The 19297-nt window shown below is 39.4% G+C and carries 16 protein-coding genes; 11 read left to right on the forward strand and 5 right to left on the reverse strand.

Annotated elements, in window-relative coordinates; genetic code table 11:
* Nucleotide 1 precedes the first annotated feature (1 nt).
* The 4 genes from EV695_RS18345 to tsaA form a co-directional block, all read right to left on the reverse strand.
* On the reverse strand, nt 2-4168 hold the full coding sequence (locus EV695_RS18345; protein WP_131907465.1) for a translocation/assembly module TamB domain-containing protein: 4167 nt from the start codon (nt 4166-4168) through the stop codon (nt 2-4).
* Nucleotides 4165-6009, reverse strand: a complete 1845-nt coding sequence (locus tag EV695_RS18350; RefSeq protein ID WP_131907466.1) for an autotransporter assembly complex protein TamA — start codon at nt 6007-6009, stop codon at nt 4165-4167. The genes EV695_RS18345 and EV695_RS18350 overlap by 4 nt, the downstream gene beginning before the upstream one ends.
* Nucleotides 6010-7587 (reverse strand): D-alanyl-D-alanine carboxypeptidase/D-alanyl-D-alanine endopeptidase, encoded by a 1578-nt coding sequence (gene dacB / locus EV695_RS18355; protein ID WP_131907467.1) that lies wholly within the window; start codon nt 7585-7587, stop codon nt 6010-6012.
* Between the two features lie 83 nt (nt 7588-7670).
* On the reverse strand, nt 7671-8378 hold the full coding sequence (gene tsaA, locus EV695_RS18360; protein WP_131907468.1) for a tRNA (N6-threonylcarbamoyladenosine(37)-N6)-methyltransferase TrmO: 708 nt from the start codon (nt 8376-8378) through the stop codon (nt 7671-7673).
* Between the two features lie 182 nt (nt 8379-8560).
* Here tsaA and apaG point away from each other — a divergent pair, with 182 nt between their 5' ends.
* From apaG to EV695_RS18415, 11 genes are all read left to right on the forward strand, one after another.
* Nucleotides 8561-8965 carry a Co2+/Mg2+ efflux protein ApaG gene (gene apaG / locus EV695_RS18365; protein ID WP_131907469.1) on the forward strand — a complete coding sequence of 135 codons (405 nt, stop codon included), beginning with the start codon at nt 8561-8563 and terminating at the stop codon, nt 8963-8965.
* 141 nt (nt 8966-9106) lie between these two features.
* Nucleotides 9107-9928 carry a lytic transglycosylase domain-containing protein gene (locus EV695_RS18370; RefSeq protein WP_207907151.1) on the forward strand — a complete coding sequence of 274 codons (822 nt, stop codon included), beginning with the start codon at nt 9107-9109 and terminating at the stop codon, nt 9926-9928.
* Nucleotides 9929-10145: 217 nt separating this feature from the next.
* Entirely contained in the window at nt 10146-11066 is a 921-nt protein-coding gene (locus EV695_RS18375; protein WP_131907470.1) for a branched-chain amino acid transaminase, read from the forward strand.
* 27 nt (nt 11067-11093) lie between these two features.
* Entirely contained in the window at nt 11094-11312 is a 219-nt protein-coding gene (locus tag EV695_RS18380) for a zinc-finger domain-containing protein (RefSeq protein ID WP_131907471.1), read from the forward strand.
* Nucleotides 11313-11327: 15 nt separating this feature from the next.
* Nucleotides 11328-12275 (forward strand): LpxL/LpxP family Kdo(2)-lipid IV(A) lauroyl/palmitoleoyl acyltransferase, encoded by a 948-nt coding sequence (lpxL, locus tag EV695_RS18385; protein WP_131907472.1) that lies wholly within the window; start codon nt 11328-11330, stop codon nt 12273-12275.
* Entirely contained in the window at nt 12272-13408 is a 1137-nt protein-coding gene (lptF, locus tag EV695_RS18390) for an LPS export ABC transporter permease LptF (protein ID WP_131907473.1), read from the forward strand. The genes lpxL and lptF overlap by 4 nt, the downstream gene beginning before the upstream one ends.
* Entirely contained in the window at nt 13405-14469 is a 1065-nt protein-coding gene (lptG, locus tag EV695_RS18395; RefSeq protein WP_131907474.1) for an LPS export ABC transporter permease LptG, read from the forward strand. Before lptF ends, lptG begins: the two co-directional genes overlap by 4 nt.
* Before the next feature lie 162 nt (nt 14470-14631).
* Nucleotides 14632-15900, forward strand: a complete 1269-nt coding sequence (locus tag EV695_RS18400; RefSeq protein WP_131907475.1) for a nucleoside/nucleotide kinase family protein — start codon at nt 14632-14634, stop codon at nt 15898-15900.
* Between the two features lie 93 nt (nt 15901-15993).
* Nucleotides 15994-16695, forward strand: coding sequence for a YrbL family protein (locus EV695_RS18405; RefSeq protein ID WP_131907476.1), 702 nt, complete (start codon nt 15994-15996; stop codon nt 16693-16695).
* Nucleotides 16696-16759: 64 nt separating this feature from the next.
* Entirely contained in the window at nt 16760-17533 is a 774-nt protein-coding gene (locus EV695_RS18410) for a class I SAM-dependent methyltransferase (protein WP_131907477.1), read from the forward strand.
* A 21-nt stretch (nt 17534-17554) separates the two neighbouring features.
* A complete protein-coding gene (locus EV695_RS18415) occupies nt 17555-18382 on the forward strand; it encodes a phosphotransferase (RefSeq protein WP_131907478.1) in 828 nt (275 codons plus the stop codon).
* 84 nt (nt 18383-18466) lie between these two features.
* Here EV695_RS18415 and EV695_RS18420 read toward each other — a convergent pair whose 3' ends face one another.
* Entirely contained in the window at nt 18467-19294 is an 828-nt protein-coding gene (locus tag EV695_RS18420) for a polysaccharide deacetylase family protein (protein ID WP_131907479.1), read from the reverse strand.
* Nucleotides 19295-19297 lie beyond the last annotated feature (3 nt).

The following is a 19297-nucleotide window of genomic DNA, read 5'->3' on the forward strand; positions in this document are numbered from 1 at the left end:
CCTAATCTCTTTCAAACTCGTAAATTAAATCAAGACCATATTCATCAACGGATGTTTCAGCTTCGAGCGACAGCACTTTATTAATTTTATACTTAATCGCAATCTTTTGGGTTTGGTCAAACAAACCAAAGAGATAGCGCACATATAATCGCGAACCTAATCTCTTACCTAAAGCCAACTCACTTTCTCGCAAGTCTTCTTTAGTTACGATATTAACGTCGTCCAGACCAAATGATGCACCTATATTTTGCGCCAAACTTCCACTACCGGTTATTCCCAAGCCTCTTACCGCTGACATCAATAACGCACTTTCCTGACCTGATGCTGACGATAGGCTATGCCCTGTTAGCAAGAAGCTTAATGCCTCACTTTCTTGCATTGCAGGGTTAGAGAAAATAGTAGATTTTGGATTGAGTACATTTCCTCCAAGGTGAACACCAACCACTTGATTATCAACTGTTCTAGTAGCTCGAATATCCATACCCACAAGCTTGGGTGAACCATTAAATATCAGACGACCATTATTGATTTCCAGGTCCTGACCATAAGCTTGAAATTTTCCATCAGTCACTCGAAGAGAACCATTGGCCAAGACATCACGTCTGTTATGAGTCACATTAACGTCGCCAGAAAGTTTTGCCTTTAAACCAAATGCATCTAGTCGCACTCTATCGCCTATCACGATGACTACATTAGGTTGTAATTTAACCGCCGAAACCTGCTCACCAGGCTTGTTTTCACCAATAACAAAAGCATCTCCCGACTCATCGATACTACTTTCCGGGATATCATTTAAACGAATATCAGCATAAGGAATAGTCACCTTGCCTTTGATACTTACTACTTCAGGAGATAAGCCTAATACGATGTCTGGCGACATATTTGCTTTAATCTCATTGGTGTTCATGAAGCGGATATCATTACCACTAATTTTTATATTAGCTTTCCACTTTGCCACATCATTAATGTCCATATCACCAGTGACATTTAAAGCTCCTTTACCCATCAACATTTTTCCGTTGATTCTAGCTTTACCCGGCTGATCCGCAGTGACATTGATATTGATATCGGTTAATTCCGTACCTGCTTCCGGTAATCTCAGGTAGGCATTTTTAATATCTGCCTGGCCTTTTATCTGGGGCTTACTTAATAAACCACTAAAGCTAATTTTGCTGCTAAGAGCGCCTCGCAAACCTCGACTATGTGGGATAAGTTCCTGCGCGAAGTTTATATTTGGTATATCAAAACTAGCCTTGCCATCGATTGTATGTTTTCCATTTTCTGGTGATAGTTTTACCTTGGCATTCGCTGAAAACTGACCACGATTGACAATTTTCATCGAAGCATCAGCATTGATGGTTCGATTATCTATGGTTGCATTAACTTCCGCATCTTCATAAAAGAAGTCTCGTTCTTCATCATCAGTTTTAAACGAAAAACTATTACTTGGCAGTTTAAATTGAATTTTACCCTTTGGTTTACCGTTATTTTGGTTAATATCGTAGGAGCCATTAATTACCCCATTAACCGTCATTCCCTCTGGCAACCATGGTTTAGCTAGATCTAAAGGTATCTCTTTTAACGTACCTTTTGCGTTAAGCCCTATACTTTCTGACCAACTTGCTGTTGAACAAGCATTCGTTTTTTTACTTGATAAACAAAACTGCTCTGCACTAAACCCACTTTTAGAAAGACTGATTCGTGCAGGCTTTTGCAGCGCCCAATCGCCTGCTTGCGTATCATCAAGCTTTAATTGTTGAAGGATTCCACTCCACTGTTCATTTTCCCAGCCACCATTTGCTTTAAGTTGTACCTTAGCCTCTTGGTGATCAACAAAGGCAGCAAGGGTATGGTTTTCAATAGACCCATTTAACTCTAGACTTGCGTTATCTATTTTTTGACCATCACTTTCAAGACTTTTCAGCTTTCCATTTATTTTATAAATATTGTTTGTAGTACTCGCCGTAAAATCTGCAGAATCCAGCTTGAAAGCTTTATAACTTAATTTCTTTGCATCTACAGTTGCATTGATAATAGGCTTATCTATAGTTCCCTGTAACTGTCCTTTAACGATTAATCTACCTGATAATTCGGGCGTAATTTCTTTAAGATTTTTACTGTCAATATTCCAGCTTAAATCAAAAGGGCTACTCGCTCGACCAGAGACCTCAAAACGATTATCCCCTATTTGAGTATTTAACGATTTAACCATTGGAATACCATCAACGAGCTGAACTTCGCCTTGAAGATTCATCGCAGATTGACCCAATTTAAAGTCCTGATATTGCAAATTTGAGGCAACTAATTTTGTTGTGATAGTGGGCGATTTATACAATCCAGTTATCTTGGTATCGCCCTGTATACGCCCTGCCAGATCAGGGGATACCTGTGTTAATTCAGGCGCATTAATATTTACGTTTAAATCTAGTGGCTCACCGGCATTACCATTTATTTGCAGAACATTTTTACCGCTCGCTAGCTTAAGATCCTTTAGAAGAATATTTTTATTATCTAAGCTTACCTCGCCTTTTAAGGTAAGAGCTTCTTCACCTTGGCGGATGCCATTAAATTCAAGTTTTTTAGCAGTAATATCCAATGTCGCGACAGGCTTATCAATATCTCCTTTTAAAGAAGCAATTCCATTAATACTACCTGCTAACTGAGGTGATACTTGCTTTAAATCTTTAGCCTCTATTTTCCATTTTAAATCAAATGGTTCAGTTGCATTACCCGTCAAACCGACAGTATTCTTGCCGCTTTTAATTAATGCACTTTTCAGTGTTAACACCTCATTATCAGCAACAACATTGGTTTCTATCAGTATAGGTACTGAAGATTGCTTAAAGCCTGCATATTCAAGATTATTAGCAGTAACTTTCGCCTGTATTTCTGGCTTTTTATACTCACCTTTAATCGAAACTTCACCTTCAACCCTGCCTGCAACATCTGGTAATATTTGTTTCAGTGATTTTGCGTCTAATTTAATATCCAGGTTTAATGGCTCTGTTACAGCTCCATCTACCAGAATATTGTTATCGCCTAATGTAAGCTGTAGCTTGTTTACACGAACTAGACTTTCTCTTTCGGTAATCTGGCCTTTTGCAGTTAACTTTTGCTCTCTAAACAATCCATCCAGCTCTAAAATTTGTAGCTGGTTTTCCAATCGAGAATCTAAAAAAGTACCTGTATATTTTAATTTGGTATCGGCACTAACTGGCCATTCTGGCAGCAAATTACTCGATGTTAGATTTTTCGCATCAACATCAAAGTTCCAACGGATTTCAGGATCCCATTCAACTTTACCTATTGCTTCTGCATTACCATAAAGGCTGCTTAAGATCACATCTTCGATAGTAACCTGCTTATAATCACCCTCACCTTTTACCTGAATATTCCCTTTGCCTAATTGTTCTTGCTCTAACACTAGATCGCCATCAAAAATGTAATTAGTTAGGGTACCTTTCAGATCAACGTTACCATTAATATTTCCGATAACATCGTGCTCAAATGATGCTGTGCCTTTGGTTGTAATCTCATGCGGCTGATTCATGTTCAGCTGCCCATCGACCACATCTATTCTTAAAGGTTTGCCCAAAATAATTGGAGCACCTCTTAATTCCTCAAAATTAAGTATATTGTGTTTTATCGTCGCTTTATTTAATTGAATATCTTGAATCTGGAAGAGTAAAGTCTGGCTCTGACTATCACCCGGTATACTTTTAGTAATTTGTAATGATTCTAGTTTTAATATGTCTGCATCGATATTGATGGGTAAACCAAAGTTAGGCAATGAAGTGACATCTTTACTCACTTCATCTGTATTTTTTGCTTTGCCTAGCAAGTCTATAGAAAGCTTTCCGACAGTTACATTTTTGGCATAGATCTTTTCATTTTTGATATCAAACTTATTCAGTTTTACATCAATATCTTCAAGTACAACAGCGACACCATCTTCCCAAACAAATTGATCAACATGAAGCCCAGACAAAACACTGCCAGATACCCCCTTAAGTGTTAACTGCTTTAAAGAAGAGTCCGCAACATACGCGATAGCTTTAGGCCCTATCGGCGTAAATAGTGTAATCACCAAGGCAAATAATAGAATCAGTAATAGCGACATCACCCAGAATAATGGTGAGAACACATATTGATTTAAATGTTTTCTCACAAATCTGATCCTACGCTTAAATGTAAATGAGGATCACCAAAGTCATCTTTAGGAAAGCCTATATCAATACGCACAGGCCCTACAGGAGAACTCCAACGCGCACCAAAACCTACGCCAACTTTTAGTCCTGGGTCACTCCAATCACTAAAAGCATTACCTGCATCGACGAAAACAGCCGCCCCCCAGGAATCACTAATGGGATACTGATATTCAAGACTCAAATCCAACAGATGCTTACCACCAATAACTTTTCCATTATCATTTTCTTCACCCAGACTTTCGTAGGTATAACCTCTGACACTATTACTACCACCAGCGAAGAACCTTAAACTTTTAGGCAGGCTATCAAAATCTGAAACTATTGAAGAACCTAGATTCATGCGGGCTAAAACACGTCCAGGACCTACTTGCTTGATACCTTTTGCTTGCACTTTAAGTCGAGTAACATCTTGATCGCTCAGGACTGCTTCCAGAGCTGAGTCCAAAGATAGTTTCAACCGCCACCCATCCTTAGGATTGAGTAAGCTATCTGCGACTACTTTTTCTAAACCAACACCAAACATCAATAGTTCGGCATCGGTTTCATCCTCATCATCAACCTGTGTTTTATCTCTTATCGCTTTTATTGAGGCTGTCCTAACCCAGCCATTGTCAAACTTACGAACCAATGTCGCTCCGACAGACAGCGTATGACTTTCTATATCATCGTTAGAGTCTTTCTTTAAATCAATGCTATAGATCAGGCTATTATCATCAGGATTATTTCTTGGGTTTAATAGCTGTATTGAAAACTCTGGAAGTTTCTCGGCATATTGCGCTTTAACCTTTAACTGTTTTCCACTTTTGCCTAAGTAACGCCTATTCATTTCTACGGCAACACGGGCACCTGTATCAGAGCCGTAACCCACTTTAAACTTGTAAGCGTTTCGTTTTTTAGGAGTTAACGTAATGACAACGGGTAAGCGGAAATTTTTAGCCTGCTCATTGAGTACTTCGACTTTAATCAGATTAAAATAACCACTACGTTGTAGAAGTTGTTGTTGATTAATGAGGTCTTCTGCATAGAAAGGGCTGCCTGTTTTAAGCAGTATATATTTTGACATCGCTTTTTCAGACAAAAGATTTTGATCTACCGTTATTTCACCATATCGGTAGCGCTTTCCCGTATTTAGAATAAGTACAACACTTGCTCGATAAGAAACAGGGTCAACTTTTATGCTGTGTTGCTCAAATTCAGCATCGTAATAACCAAGCGTTTGCGCAGCCTCAGAAAGCTGAGTTTTGAAATCAGTATATTTCTGGTGATTAAAAACATCTCCCTTGGCATAGGGTTGCTTCTTTAAAATATCGGTAAAAAGTTTTTCGTTTTTACCTTCACCAACAACCTGAGTTAAAATGGACGTTACTTTTGTTGGTTCTCCCGGTGTAATTCTTAAGCGTAATTTCCAGCAATTATCGACGATTGAACCACCAGAAACCAACTCAGCATCGTAGTACCCTAAAGCTCTGGTAGCCTTTCTCAGATTCTTTTTTACCGTAGTGAAAAATTGTTTCACTTCTGCACGATCAGCCTTACATTCTGGTACCGTAACGGGCATATGGAGTTCGATGTTTTTCTTTAAGCCATCATCTACACCAGTGACATCAATAGTGGCCAAGTTTGCTTTTGAAAGCTCTTCGTCTTTATCCGATTTTTTATCAGACTCATTTTCAGCGCGCTTTGTTTCTGTCTCTTCAGCTACATTTACCGATTCACTATCGGCATCATCGTTTGCATCTCCTGCAAAAACAGAAGACGTAAGAAGTAAACCACATAGAATGAAGGATAAGCTTTTCAACATTTATTGCTCAAAGCTCCAACGAAGAATGGCATCTTGTATTTTTGCGCCACGCCCAGCCCCTGTTCTTTTTCCATTGTGTTGAATCGCAATAACAAGCCTTTTACCTTTTCTATTTAACATATACCCAGAGATAGCCGTCACAAAGTCTAAAGTACCTGTTTTCAAATGACTTCTTCCACGTAATTCATCTTTTCTAAAACGATTAACCAATGTTCCATCAACACCGGGGAGAGATAGCGATGCCATAAACTCAGGCATAAACGGATCTCGAAAAGCAGTTTCTAATAAACTGCCCATTTGACGCGCAGTAATTAGCGCAGATCTCGATAAGCCAGAACCATTTTCTAACTGAATGCCAGTAGTATCGATATGATTAGCATTTAAAGTATCTAAAATCGCTTGTCGCCCTTTTTGCAGGGTTCCCGGTGATCCATATTTTTTCGCACCCAAGGTCAGCAATAATTGTTTTGTCATCACATTATTGCTCCACTTATTGATTAGCCGAATTTGTTCTCCTAGTGTTGGAGAGCTATGCACATGAAATAGTTCATCATTTGACGATACTCTACCTATCTTCATGCCGCCTTTAAGAGTGCCGTTAAGGTCTAACCAGAAATCTCGAAAGGCATTGAAAACATGCTCTTCAGGTTTTGAAACAGCACGCAAGATAAAACGTTGCTTACATTTTGCGGCATAGTTACCGCTAATTACTAACTTACCCTTTTTATCTCTTTTAAACTTCGGGCGTAAATGCGAATTTCTACAACGTCCCTTGACTAATTTTATCTGATTATCGACGTTAAAATCCGGTATTTCAGGATAAGGCGTTATCTTTACTTTACCCAGTGTCTTAGATTTATTTTTCTTTCCTTTCGATTTCTTCTGTTTCGACGCCTGCTCATTAACCTCAGGTGTAAATAAAAAACGGGTTGCTTGAAAATTAAACATAAGCGCGGATGATTCCGCATTATAGATTCTAAATGCCTTACCGTCGAAAGCCCCAGGATCATAATCGTCTAGCTGAAAAAAACTATTATCGATAATAATATCGCCGTTAATCTGCTTTAAGCCCTTATCACGTAAGGTTTTAACCAATTTCCAGAAATTTTCATAAACAAGAAACGGATCACCATATCCCTTTAAAACCAAATCACCGTTTAACACCCCCCCACTTATAGGCCCTTTTGTCCAAACCTCTGTTCGCCAGGAATAATTTGGCCCTAATTCTTTTAAAGTGGCATAAGTCGTCAGCAACTTCATGGTTGATGCAGGTGTGCGTAATTTATTCGCATTTAGTTCCAGCATTGGCGCATCAGCGTTTAAATCTCTCACATAAACGCTTATATTTTTCGTTGGGATTTTATATTTTTTCAACAGCTTATTGACTGACTCTGGCAGTTCTTGAGGCTGTTGTTGATTGATATAGAAGGTTTTAGCAGGTTGTGGATCATTACTCTCTGAAGATGCCTTGAGTTGACTGGATTCTTTTGCGCCCACGGATGCGGACATAAAAACCCCACAGGCAATCATCATCTTCGCGCAAGATAAGAAACGCTCTTTATTGCCTGTTATTTTCATGAAATCCCCAATCTACAAATCACTGATCTTTATTTAGAATATCGTTATATTATATTGTTATATATATCGCTACCGCATCAATCTCAATCGATACTTAAGACCTTGATAGTGTTATTTTCGCAGTATTGCCACCTTAGGTCAAAATCAAGTAATTTCATTGAGTAGATTCGTTGGTCGTTCGTGTTATTTTCATGATAAGAAGGTCTTGGGTCGAGTTCCAATAATTGCCTTACTAAAACCTCAACATCTTCCCCTAAACGATGACTTGCATCATGACACGCCTGAATTATTTCGTCACTCATAAGCACTGTCATATTGCTTGAGGGTTTTTCTTTCGCATAGCCTGCTTCTACTTCAGGTATCGCATCTACATAAGGCAGATAAGGCTTTATATCCAAAATGGGCGTCCCATCGACAAGATCGCAGCCTTTAAGATGCAATACAACTCCTGAAGATTTCATTTCAATACCTTCCAACTCAACGACAGACAAACCAATTGGATTAGGACGAAACGTGGAACGCGATGCAAACACGCCTACTTTCTTATTTCCACCCAGTCGTGGCGGTCGGATCATAGGCTTCCAACCTTGTGATTCTGTTTGATGAAAAATAAATTGCAGCCAGATATGTGAAAAACCCTCTAATTCTCGGACACTCTCCTCTGTAAATATCTTATCCAGTTTAAGCTGAGCTTTTGCAGCCGTTACTAATCCGGGTTGTCTTGGTATCCCAAACTTCTCCTTGAAACAGGAGGATATTAATCCAATCGGTGTAAAATTTAGGCTTTTCATCCTGCCGGATTATACTGATGCTCCACCCCATTATTAAATGCTTCCTACAAAAATAATCAAATGAGACTAGAATTAGAGCTAAACTTAACTACATTACTTAGCTACATTCATATTTTACAAAATTATTTTAATTAACCGATGTCATACAACAGAGCTGTAAAATAGCAAAGGCCTGAAATTTTATGAGTCAAGATAGCGATGAGGATGCCGTGTTGAATAATTATAATATCCAAGTAACCGTTTCTACCCAGTACATAGAAGCTGAATCTAACCCCGAAGCGAGTCGATTTGTTTTTGCTTATACCATCAAAATTGAGAACAAAGGTGATATCGCCGCCAAACTAATCAGCCGCCACTGGATTATTACGGATGCAAATAACCGCATACAAGAAGTGAAAGGCAAAGGCGTTATCGGCGAACAACCCTATTTAAGACCTGGCGAATCCTTTGAATACACCAGCGGCACAATGATGGAAACACCTGTTGGATCAATGCAAGGCACCTATCAAATGGTTGCCGACGATGAACATCACTTCGATGCCATTATTGATCCATTTACGCTGGCACTACCGAGAATGTTGAACTAGTACTCACAGTACGAAAACCCATCATCAAATTAGGTGCTCCATTCATCTTAAGTCAGTAGACAAAATTTGCTTATAGACATAATCTTTGCTTAACCCCAAAGATAATAGTCACCTAATAATTACAACAAAGACTAATAATTGATGAAGATAGCAACTCACTATTTCTCCAGCATTGTTTTATGCACTTTTGTTCTGGCCTTTAGTAGTCAGGCAAATGCGGCTATGTATAAATACGTCAAGAAAGATGGCTCCACTCTGCTTTCAGGCGAAAAACTCAAAGGCTCTGGATTTAAATTAGTAAAAATCTACCAGATCAAGAAAAAGGGTGCGTACAAATCCAGCATTCGAGAAACACCCAAAACGACAAAAACATCGACCGCTAAAAAATCAAAACGTAAATCTACTTATAAAAAACGTAAGAACACAAGACTCAGCAACAACAAGGGCATCAAATATGCCAACCTAGTCGATCCTAATGGTCGCGATAATGGGATTATTGTTGGCTGCGGAAATGATCGGCATTTAAACAAACAAGCACGCGTTTACCAAAAGCCGATTCAAATCTATTCACGTATTTACGATGTAGATGAAGAGCTGATTCATGCAATTGTAAAACAGGAATCCTGTTTTAATGAAGGCGCACATTCGCGTGTTGGAGCGATCGGCTTAATGCAATTAATGCCACAAACTGCCCTCGGTTTAAGAATTAACGACCCCTGGAATCCAGAACACAATATACAGGGTGGCGTTAAATATATTGCAAAGATGCTGGAAAGATTTGACGGCAATTACAAACTAGCGATTGCTGCTTATAACGCAGGTCCTGGTAATGTAAATAAATACAATGGGATTCCACCATTTAACGAAACCCGAAATTACGTAAAGAAGGTTTACGCCGAATATAAACGCCTGAAAAAAGTAGGCATTGGCTATAAGAAAAAAATACAACTGGCCTCTAAATAAGACACCTGAAGCACTTTCGTAATCATTCTAAAATAAAGCCACCCCCCTACTTATAGGCACTTTTTTTAATAATTTGCAGCGCATTCGCTGTGCCTTTAATAATAACGCCGATTTAAGCCGTTATTTTCCATCTTTTTACCCTTCTGCAATTGTTGATGTATCACAAGCTGTAGTATCCTTACGCCCTAAAATATTGCGTTTGAATAGGAGTTAAACGATGTCAATGTCTGACCGCGATGGTCTAATCTGGTTTGATGGAAAAATGGTACCTTGGCGCGATGCTAATGTGCATGTACTTACACACACATTACATTACGGAATGGGTGTTTTTGAAGGCGTCCGCGCTTATAAAACCGATCAAGGACCCGCGATTTTTCGCTTAAAAGAGCACACAGATCGTTTGTTTGACTCCGCCAAGATCATGAATATGGATATTCCATTTTCAAAAGAAGAAATTACCGCTGCTCAAATTGCTGCCGTTAAAGACAACAATCTGGATTCTGCTTACCTAAGACCTATGTGTTTTTATGGTTCGGAAGGCATGGGACTTCGAGCTGATAACCTTAAGACGCATACTATTGTTGCTGCCTGGGAATGGGGTTCTTACCTTGGTGCCGAGAATATGGAAAAAGGCTTACGCATTAAGACATCCTCTTTCACACGTCATCACGTCAATATCAGCATGTGTAAAGCGAAAGCAAACGGTCATTACATCAACTCTATGCTTGCGCTTCAAGAAGCACTAACGGATGGTTATGATGAAGCATTACTCCTTGATGTAGAAGGTTTTGTTGCAGAAGGTAGTGGTGAAAATATCTTTATCATCAAAAACGGCGTCATCTATACCCCAGACTTAACATCTGCACTCAATGGAATCACCCGCAATACCATTACCGCTTTTGCTAATGATCTAAACTATGAAATCGTTGAAAAGCGCATTACACGTGATGAAGTCTATATTGCTGATGAAGCCTTCTTTACTGGAACAGCTGCAGAAGTAACTCCCATTCGTGAGTTAGACAATAGAACGATTGGTAACGGAACACGTGGTCCTATTACAGAAAAATTACAATCATTGTATTTTGACAGCGTTCATGGGAAGGTTGATAAGTATAAAGAATGGTTAACTCTCGTATAAGGAGTAATCAAAACAATAGGATATCGAATGGCATCTCAGGGCAGTTCAGACAAAGAAGCGGATTATAAAAAGTTAAACATTACGAATGATGTAACAATCACACGCAATGATTTACCTTTGCATTGCCCGACAAATGTTTCTGCTCTGTGGTGCGCACATCCCAAAGTATATCTTCCCATTGAAAAGTCGAAAGATGGCACTGCGCGATGTCCTTATTGTGGAACGTTGTACCATCTTCAAGACTAAGTAGTAAAAATCATAATGCCTTCAAAATTTTTCCACCCACGTTATTGGCCGACCTGGCTAGGGGTAGGAATTCTCAAACTTATCGTTCATCTCCCTTGGCGCTGGCAAATGGCGCTAGGAAAATGGTTGGGCGTATTGATTTATCATGCAGCTAAAACGCGAAGAGAAATTAGCCACATCAATCTGGAAATTGCTTTTCCTGAGCTCTCTAAAACAGAATTAGAAGCACTAAATCGTGATCACTTTATTTCTATGGGTCAAGGTCTTATAGAAGCAGCTTTAGGCTGGTGGGGGTCTGATGAAAAAATCAAAAAGCTCGCTCACGTTGAAGATTTTCACCATCTAAGAGAGGCGTTAAAAGATGGCAATGTCATTATGCTGGGGGCACATTTTTCCAGCCTTGAAGTAGGTGGAAGAATTATGGCGCTAGAAATGCCACTTCACGTCACTTATCGACCTCACCAAAATGCATTGATAGAACACTTGGTCGCTGTACAAAGGGACACAAAATACGGCAAAGCCATACCAAAAAGTAATATTCGCGACATGATAAAAAGCATCAAAAATGGCGCACCCGTTTGGTATGCAACAGATCAAAACTACCGGGGAAAAGGTAGCTTACCCGTGCCGTTTTTTGGTGTCGACGCACCAACAAATACAGGCACAGCTAGGCTTGCCAAAATGACAAATGCCAAAGTTATTCCTTGTATCACGGTTCGCCTAACAGGGAAAAAAGACGACCGACAAGGGTATTTAATAAAAACCTACCCTCCTCTGGATAATTTTCCAAGCGATGATGCGCTTCGAGATACCACACGATTAAATCAAATTCTGGAAGAGTTGATAAAAGAATACCCCGATCAATACTTATGGACACATAAGCGATATAAGAATTACAAAACGACGAATAAAGACTTCTATAAAGAATACGCTAAAAGCCATCAATCAGGTCACAAACCATGATTATCCAGCGCTATCTAGTGCGCGAAATCATATCTACATTTTCAGCCACGTTACTGGTATTGATGTTAATTATCGTAGGCAATACTTTTGTACGCTTATTAGGCAAAGTTAGCGGTGGCAATTTACCTATCGACGCATTGAGTAAACTTGTTTTTTTAGGATCTATTAATGGCTTAATTAAACTTGTACCTATCGCTTTATTGATAGGCATGATGTTAGCTTTTGGACGCCTTTATAGAGATCATGAAATGTCTGCCATGCACTCTTCAGGCATTGGCCCAAAGCAATTTTATAAAGGTATCTTCTTATTTGTTGCGCCATTGACACTTATAATTGCGGGGCTAACACTGTTTGTCATTCCCGATCTGGAAAAGACTAGCTACAACATCAAACAAGAGATTAAGCAACGACCTGAAGCCTCTGGTATTCCTATTGGAGAGTTTATGCACAGCAAAACAGGCGGAAAAAGCATCACCCTGTTTGTTGAAGAAATGGATGAAGAAAACGTAGTGATGAAACGCTTTTTTATGCATCTCAATGATAAAGAAGAAACAGCTAAAAAAACTGACTCGATTGAGCCCTCTAAAAATACTCAAGACAAGAAAACAGAAGATAATATTGAAATTATAGTTTCTGCAGAACAAGCCCTGCTGTATGTTGACCCTAAAAGTGGCAATAGAATTGTTAAAATAGAAAATGGAAGCCGTTATGATAATAATAAAAGTACTGGTGAATTCAGTATTTTTAATTTTGCCGAGCACGGCATTCATATCCCTGCGCTCGAAGTAAACATTTCGACAGACTTGGAAACAGAACCTACCCTTGAATTATTAAAACTACAAAGCAATGAGAGCAATGCAGAAATTCATTGGCGTTTAGCTTTAATCCTGCAAGCGCCGGTAATGGCTCTTTTAGCATTTCCACTCAGTCATACAACACCCAGACAAGGACGCTTCGGTAAGCTTGCATTTGGTATTTTACTTTATGCCGTCTATGCAAATTTGATTATTACGGGAAAATCAATGATAGAAGATGGACGAATCCCGAACTGGTTAGGGCTTTGGTGGACCCATCTTATTTTCATAGCATTGTCACTGTGGTTACTCCGCAAACAATATGGAAACCTTAAATGAAGATTTTAGATCGTTATTTATGGACATCAACCATACAGGGCATTCTCATTGCCTGGTTAGCCCTTGTTATTCTGGATACTTTTTTTGCTTTTATTAATGAAGCAGGAAAAACCAATGCGCTTTACACGACGTTGCAGGCAATTATATATTTAATTTACACGCTTCCTGCCAGTTTCTATGAGTTTTTTCCCACAGCCGTTTTAATTGGAACATTACTAGGGCTCGGCAACCTTGCTGCAAACTCTGAATTTATCGCAATGCGAGCTGCTGGGGTATCTATCGGAAATATAGTATTTTCAGTTATCAAACTCGGCACCATATTAGCGATAGGAATATTCATCGTTGGAGAATGGGTCGTCCCTGCCAGTGACTTACACGCTCGTAATTTTAAAGCCCAGTTAAAAAACAAAAATATTGTGCTTGTGGATGATTCTGGGCTTTGGGTAAAAGAGAAACAAAGCATTATCAAAATAGGTAAAGTGCTATCGAGCACTCAAGTTTCAGATGTCTCTATTTATTCGTTTAAAGAGGACCACTCTGGGCTGGAGACTTTAACGACAGTAAAAAATGCAAAAGCTAACGAGGATGACTGGAACTTTCATGGTGTTAATACAACAACCTTTAAGGATAATCATGTCCTCAAGACGTCTAACGAATTAAAACAACATGTGGCATTCATAAACCCAAATGTTTTGAATGTGGCAAATACTGACCCCAGCCAATTATCGAGTAGCGCACTCTCAAAAATCATAGAATACCAAAAAGAAAATGCAATTAAGACTGACAAATACGAGCTAATCTATTGGAAAAGGTTTTCAATTCCCTTATCCACTTTAGTCATGCTTATACTCGCAATGCCATTTTTATTTGGCTCAAACCGGGGGGGTGGCATGGGGCAACGAATCTTTGTCGGCATTTTAGTTGGTATTGTTTTTTATCTTGCCAACAGAACAGCCAATGAACTAGGCGCTGTTTATGGGTTTTCTCCACTTGTTAGCGCCTTCCTCCCCTCTGTTATTTTTCTCTTTATTGGGCTTTTCGCAATCAGTAGGAAAACATAGCTTTTTTAGCACTTAGTCTATTACTGCATCTAAGTATTCACTCCACACCATCAACTCTTTGGTCTGACTACTAAAATAAATTAGAATAGACTCAAGATGATTGCTTTCTCCAAAACTAAGCACTCATCTTAACCACCGACACAGGAAGTGAACAGACAATCCATGAAAGATATCACCAACAATATACCAAGTGACAATTTGAGGTGGTGCCTTAAACAGATAGAAAATGGTCCATGGAACCTCATCCAATTACGAGGTGAGCAACTATCTGACACTGAATTCAATCAGGGTGATATTGACCTTCTTATTTCCAACGAGTCTGTTGAGCTTTTACTAAACGCTGTTTATAAATGGGTACGTGAGCGCAAATGCCACGCCCGGGTTATGTCTCGGAAAAATCGAAAAGTACAACTCATACTGTATTCAACAGATGGTGAGGATTGCGTCATATTCGATCTTTGGTTAGAGCTTTGGCAATTTGATAACAAGCGAAGCTGTCTCACTTATCTCGGTGCAAAAGATGCAACCGAAACGCCACAATCTGCCATTGCCAGATTTCCTGCTAATCTTGAAGCATGTATTTACATTCAACATCTGCTATGTAAAAAACGCAGTATCGACAATCAATCAACCATAAGCAGGTTGAACGAATACAGCCAGAACTGTGACAAAGAAATCGCAGATATAATCTCGGAAATATTAAATTCCCAGGCAATTTCACAAACGCTCGAAGAACTGACGCTGAAATACATTAATCAACGATGTCAACTGCAAACCCCCAGCACTTTTACACACACAGCCAAGCGATTAGGTTCTGTAATCAAAGAAAGCTGGCTGGCAGCTCCCAGACAAACCCGAATGATATCTATCATGGGCAGTGATGGTGCAGGTAAAACAACGCTGGCGAACCATTTACTAGAATCAGTAGATAATGTATCTCGTGTATTTACTGGTAAACATCTGTATAGAAAATCTTATATCCATAAACTGATGGTCATTTTAATTAGACCTTTACTGTTTCAATCGAGAGAGACTTTCGATGAAAAACTAGCGCCATGGGTTTATCTAAGAGCCAGTCTAGGTATCCGCATAAAATACTGGAGACAGAAAAATAAAGGCCTAATGCTAGTAGATAGAACAATTATGGATTTTTTGTATCTAGACAGAAAAACAGATACACCACGATTTTCCAGATTCAGATTTTTATCCAATGTCTTTGGCAAAAGAATCCCTATCATTCATTGTATTGTTAATCCTCAAAATATATCAGACAGAAAACCTGAAATGACAGAACAAGGAATCCTGCACTACAATCAGGACATGTTTAACTGCCATTCCCTGCGATCACCCACAGACTACCTGGCATTTAACAATGATTGTTCACTTGAAGATTCTGTGGAAGCGCTCACAACCATACTGAACAAGCTGTGATTCCAGTTAAATCGGTTATAACAAGACTGCAGAGTGAGTTATAATTCCACATCACATTAATCACCGTATTCACATTTACAGGATTGCCACCCTATGAGCTCCAGCGAAGTCCTACAACTTAAAGATAAGTCGGCATTTGGCGCAGGCGGCAGGCGACTTTGTTTTACCCATCCCAATGATCCCAGTAAGTGCGTCAAGATACTCAGACAAGACGATGATAGAACGGTGCGCTTAAAAAAGAAAAGAATCATTCCTGCCAGCTTTCACCGCGAATACGACAATAATCGCCATGAAATGGAAGTTTTGAATGAGCTATACGATCAAATCGGAGAGGAGATGACCGACCACTTACCGAGATGTTATGGCATGCATGAAACTGACTTGGGACCTGGTCTTGTTTTAGACCTAATCCGAGATGAAGACGGTCAAATTGCAAGAAGCATTCGTCAGCTAATTACCGATGGTTTTGACCTTGCAGATTTACGAACTGCATACGATAAGCTTGGTGATTTCCTGCATGAGCATATCGTACTTTCCAGAAAACTCCTTGACCATAACATCGTCGTAAGCTTTGATAAAGATGGTGTCCCAACCATGTATATCATAGACGGTTTGGGAGACCCCGCATTTATACCTCTTGCGCGCTGGTCAAAAACTCTGGGAAGAGCCAAAGTAAAGCGACGTATCGAAGAAGCATGGCCGAGATTTGAGAAATTCGCAAAGCAAGGTGGCGTTACCGAAGAAATGCGGAAAAACAGCACCTGGGATCAAGGTATACTTAGACACCGAGATTAATACAGAGCAGAAAAAACAGGCTCTAACAAATCATCAACTATATTTCGAGATACAGGCACGCTTAATGAGAAATGCCCGCACAGAAAAGCTAAAAGGAATCATCAGACCCTTTTTTTTCAAACTATTTAAACAAACAGGAAAGACTTATCTTTGCCCGATCTGTGGATACCAAGGGCCCTTTAAAGATAAACGCATTAGCAAAACACCCGATCTGATTCGAACCGATAGTAAATGCCCTAAATGTGCCTCCAACGAACGTCACCGTATGATGTTCCTTGTACTCAATGAAGTATTTAATACGACTGAAAAACAGGGTAAAAGCGTATTGCATATCGCCCCTGAAGAATGTTTAAAAGATATGGTCGCAGAAAAATTTGAGACGTATCACACAGCCGACTTGTTAAAAAAGGACGTAGATTTTAATGAAGACGTCCAGGACATGTCCTTTAGTGACAACTCCTACGACTGCGTAGTAATTTCCAGAGTACTCACTGTCCCCCCCGATCTGGATGCCAGCCTTTCTGAGATTCATCGCGTCCTAAAACCAGGAGGTTTGGCTGTCATAGCAGAAATATACAAGCATGACGAGACCGTAGAATTTGGCAAAATGATTAACGAGCGTTCCCGCGAAATAGGCATTGATCTAATAGACAAAATTGACAATGTATTTGGTAAGACTGAATGCTTTTCATCAGATCGATATGACGATCAGTACCAACTTGCGAACAAGATGGTACTCGACGGGCAACCCACTGATAATTTCCCAGACAAAGTTAAAATCAACAATGTGGGTTTTAGCGAGCTGGTTGTCATTGGCAAAGTCGCGAATAAGACCTAATTAATTGAGAGCAAATTTGTCATGAAATCACCAATGCGCTGGCTAAAGCGTCACAAAGAACTAAAGAAAAATGCCAGCCGACGCATTGAAGTTGAAGCCGCACTTGAACGACGCGAAGGGCAAAAAATAAAGTTAAGCCCAGCTGCAGCAAAGGGAGGTTACGATGAGATTTACTATGCATCCAAAAATGGAAGCAGATTTGCAGTAGTTAGAATAAATAGCGAGCACAAAATAATAAATGACCCAATTGGCTCTCTTGACCCTGGTATCCCGCTTGGTCCCGTTGACCGTTTAAACAGAGAATGGGATGCCTACGTACAACTTGCACCTGGTGGACTTTCTCCTGAACCGCTTTGGCGATCTGAACACGCGATTGCGTGTAGTTGGTTACCCTGGGAAAGACTTTCCGGATATTTAACAAAAAACCGAGCGGAATTATGGAAGGTGCTAAGTAACGTTTTTCCTCTTATTTCAACAATGCATAGTCTAGGAGTGATTCATCTGGATCTTAACCTTGGCAACATACTCATAGACCCAAATAGTGAGAAACTGGCAGTCATTGATTTTGAATTTGGCCCCGTGGAATGGGTTAATCAGGAGCAACAAATGGCGTTTGACTATTTGCGGCTGATTGACGATTGCCTGAAGCCTAGACGTGGAGGAAAAGTATTACTTGAAGATCCGAATAAATTAATAGAACTGCTCGGGGAGCATGTACCGGAAGCGACAAGAAACGCCGATCTTCACTTCGTTTACTCAAAGCTGCAACGCCTACAGCAACAACCTGAACTTTGTGTGCTGTTACAAACGATTTTCATCAATTTGCCAGACCCTCGCACTGAAGAATAACCTAAACTATCAATCGAACATTATCTCAAAAAGTCTTTTAAACGTTCTAGATTTACATTTTTTCTAAAAGATTCGACAGTTTTTTTATTTCTTAATGCCGCGTCGACCTGTTTTTATCTTTAGCTTGAATGCATAAAAGTTATCTTTTCCACTTACCGTTACTCGTTTTAAAAGATAGGGATTCGTTTCTTTAAAATTAGAAATCCCCGTTTCAACAGTCGTCGCATTTGTATACCCTGCTGATTCGACTAAGGCTAAATCAGCTTGATCAAACAAGCCAAAAGGGTAGCAAAATGAATGGCACTTAATATCGAAAAGATCTTCTATTTTTTTCTTAGAACCTACTATTTCATCATGCTTCTGTTCTTCTGAAAGCGTCGGCAAATTATCATGAGTAACAGTATGCGAACCTATTTCAACCAAGCCAGATTCTAATAACTCTTTTACCTGTTCGTCTGAAAGCTTAGGCTCAGCCATTAACTCTCCTGAATTATTCTTTTTTTTACGTTTGCTTGACCACTCTCTATTGTGCCTATCGATAACTAAATAAATGGTCGCTTTCGCTTTATATTTCTTTAGCAATGGCAGAGCATTGCTAATGTTATCTTGATAACCATCATCGAAGGTTATAGCGATACTTTTTTCAGGCAACTGATCCTTATTTGATAATAACTCAGACATCGTAAAAAACTGCCAATCATTATCAGCCAGGTATCGAAGCTGCTTTTCAAACATTTCAGGTGAAACTCGTAAAGAATTGAATTTTGCCCCTGTTATTGGATCACTAATCATGTGATACATCAGTATTCTGGGATACTGAAATGGAACTGCCTTTTTCCACCAGGCATATCGATGCGAATAATATGCGCCTAATAACACGAGAAATAAAATCAGTCCTATATAAATAGACATAAA

It is taken from the genome of Cocleimonas flava (assembly GCF_004339015.1).
GTDB lineage: Bacteria > Pseudomonadota > Gammaproteobacteria > Thiotrichales > Thiotrichaceae > Cocleimonas > Cocleimonas flava.

Bases quoted from the DNA above. Each gene is read 5' to 3' on its own strand.
- EV695_RS18350 (WP_131907466.1), bottom strand. From the start codon at position 6,009: ATGTTGAAAAGCTTATCCTTCATTCTATGTGGTTTACTTCTTACGTCT.
- dacB (WP_131907467.1), bottom strand. From the start codon at position 7,587: ATGAAAATAACAGGCAATAAAGAGCGTTTCTTATCTTGCGCGAAGATG.
- tsaA (WP_131907468.1), bottom strand. From the start codon at position 8,378: ATGAAAAGCCTAAATTTTACACCGATTGGATTAATATCCTCCTGTTTC.
- apaG (WP_131907469.1), top strand. From the start codon at position 8,561: ATGAGTCAAGATAGCGATGAGGATGCCGTGTTGAATAATTATAATATC.
- EV695_RS18370 (WP_207907151.1), top strand. From the start codon at position 9,107: ATGAAGATAGCAACTCACTATTTCTCCAGCATTGTTTTATGCACTTTT.
- EV695_RS18375 (WP_131907470.1), top strand. From the start codon at position 10,146: ATGTCAATGTCTGACCGCGATGGTCTAATCTGGTTTGATGGAAAAATG.
- EV695_RS18380 (WP_131907471.1), top strand. From the start codon at position 11,094: ATGGCATCTCAGGGCAGTTCAGACAAAGAAGCGGATTATAAAAAGTTA.
- lpxL (WP_131907472.1), top strand. From the start codon at position 11,328: ATGCCTTCAAAATTTTTCCACCCACGTTATTGGCCGACCTGGCTAGGG.
- lptF (WP_131907473.1), top strand. From the start codon at position 12,272: ATGATTATCCAGCGCTATCTAGTGCGCGAAATCATATCTACATTTTCA.
- lptG (WP_131907474.1), top strand. From the start codon at position 13,405: ATGAAGATTTTAGATCGTTATTTATGGACATCAACCATACAGGGCATT.
- EV695_RS18400 (WP_131907475.1), top strand. From the start codon at position 14,632: ATGAAAGATATCACCAACAATATACCAAGTGACAATTTGAGGTGGTGC.
- EV695_RS18405 (WP_131907476.1), top strand. From the start codon at position 15,994: ATGAGCTCCAGCGAAGTCCTACAACTTAAAGATAAGTCGGCATTTGGC.
- EV695_RS18410 (WP_131907477.1), top strand. From the start codon at position 16,760: ATGAGAAATGCCCGCACAGAAAAGCTAAAAGGAATCATCAGACCCTTT.
- EV695_RS18415 (WP_131907478.1), top strand. From the start codon at position 17,555: ATGAAATCACCAATGCGCTGGCTAAAGCGTCACAAAGAACTAAAGAAA.
- EV695_RS18420 (WP_131907479.1), bottom strand. From the start codon at position 19,294: ATGTCTATTTATATAGGACTGATTTTATTTCTCGTGTTATTAGGCGCA.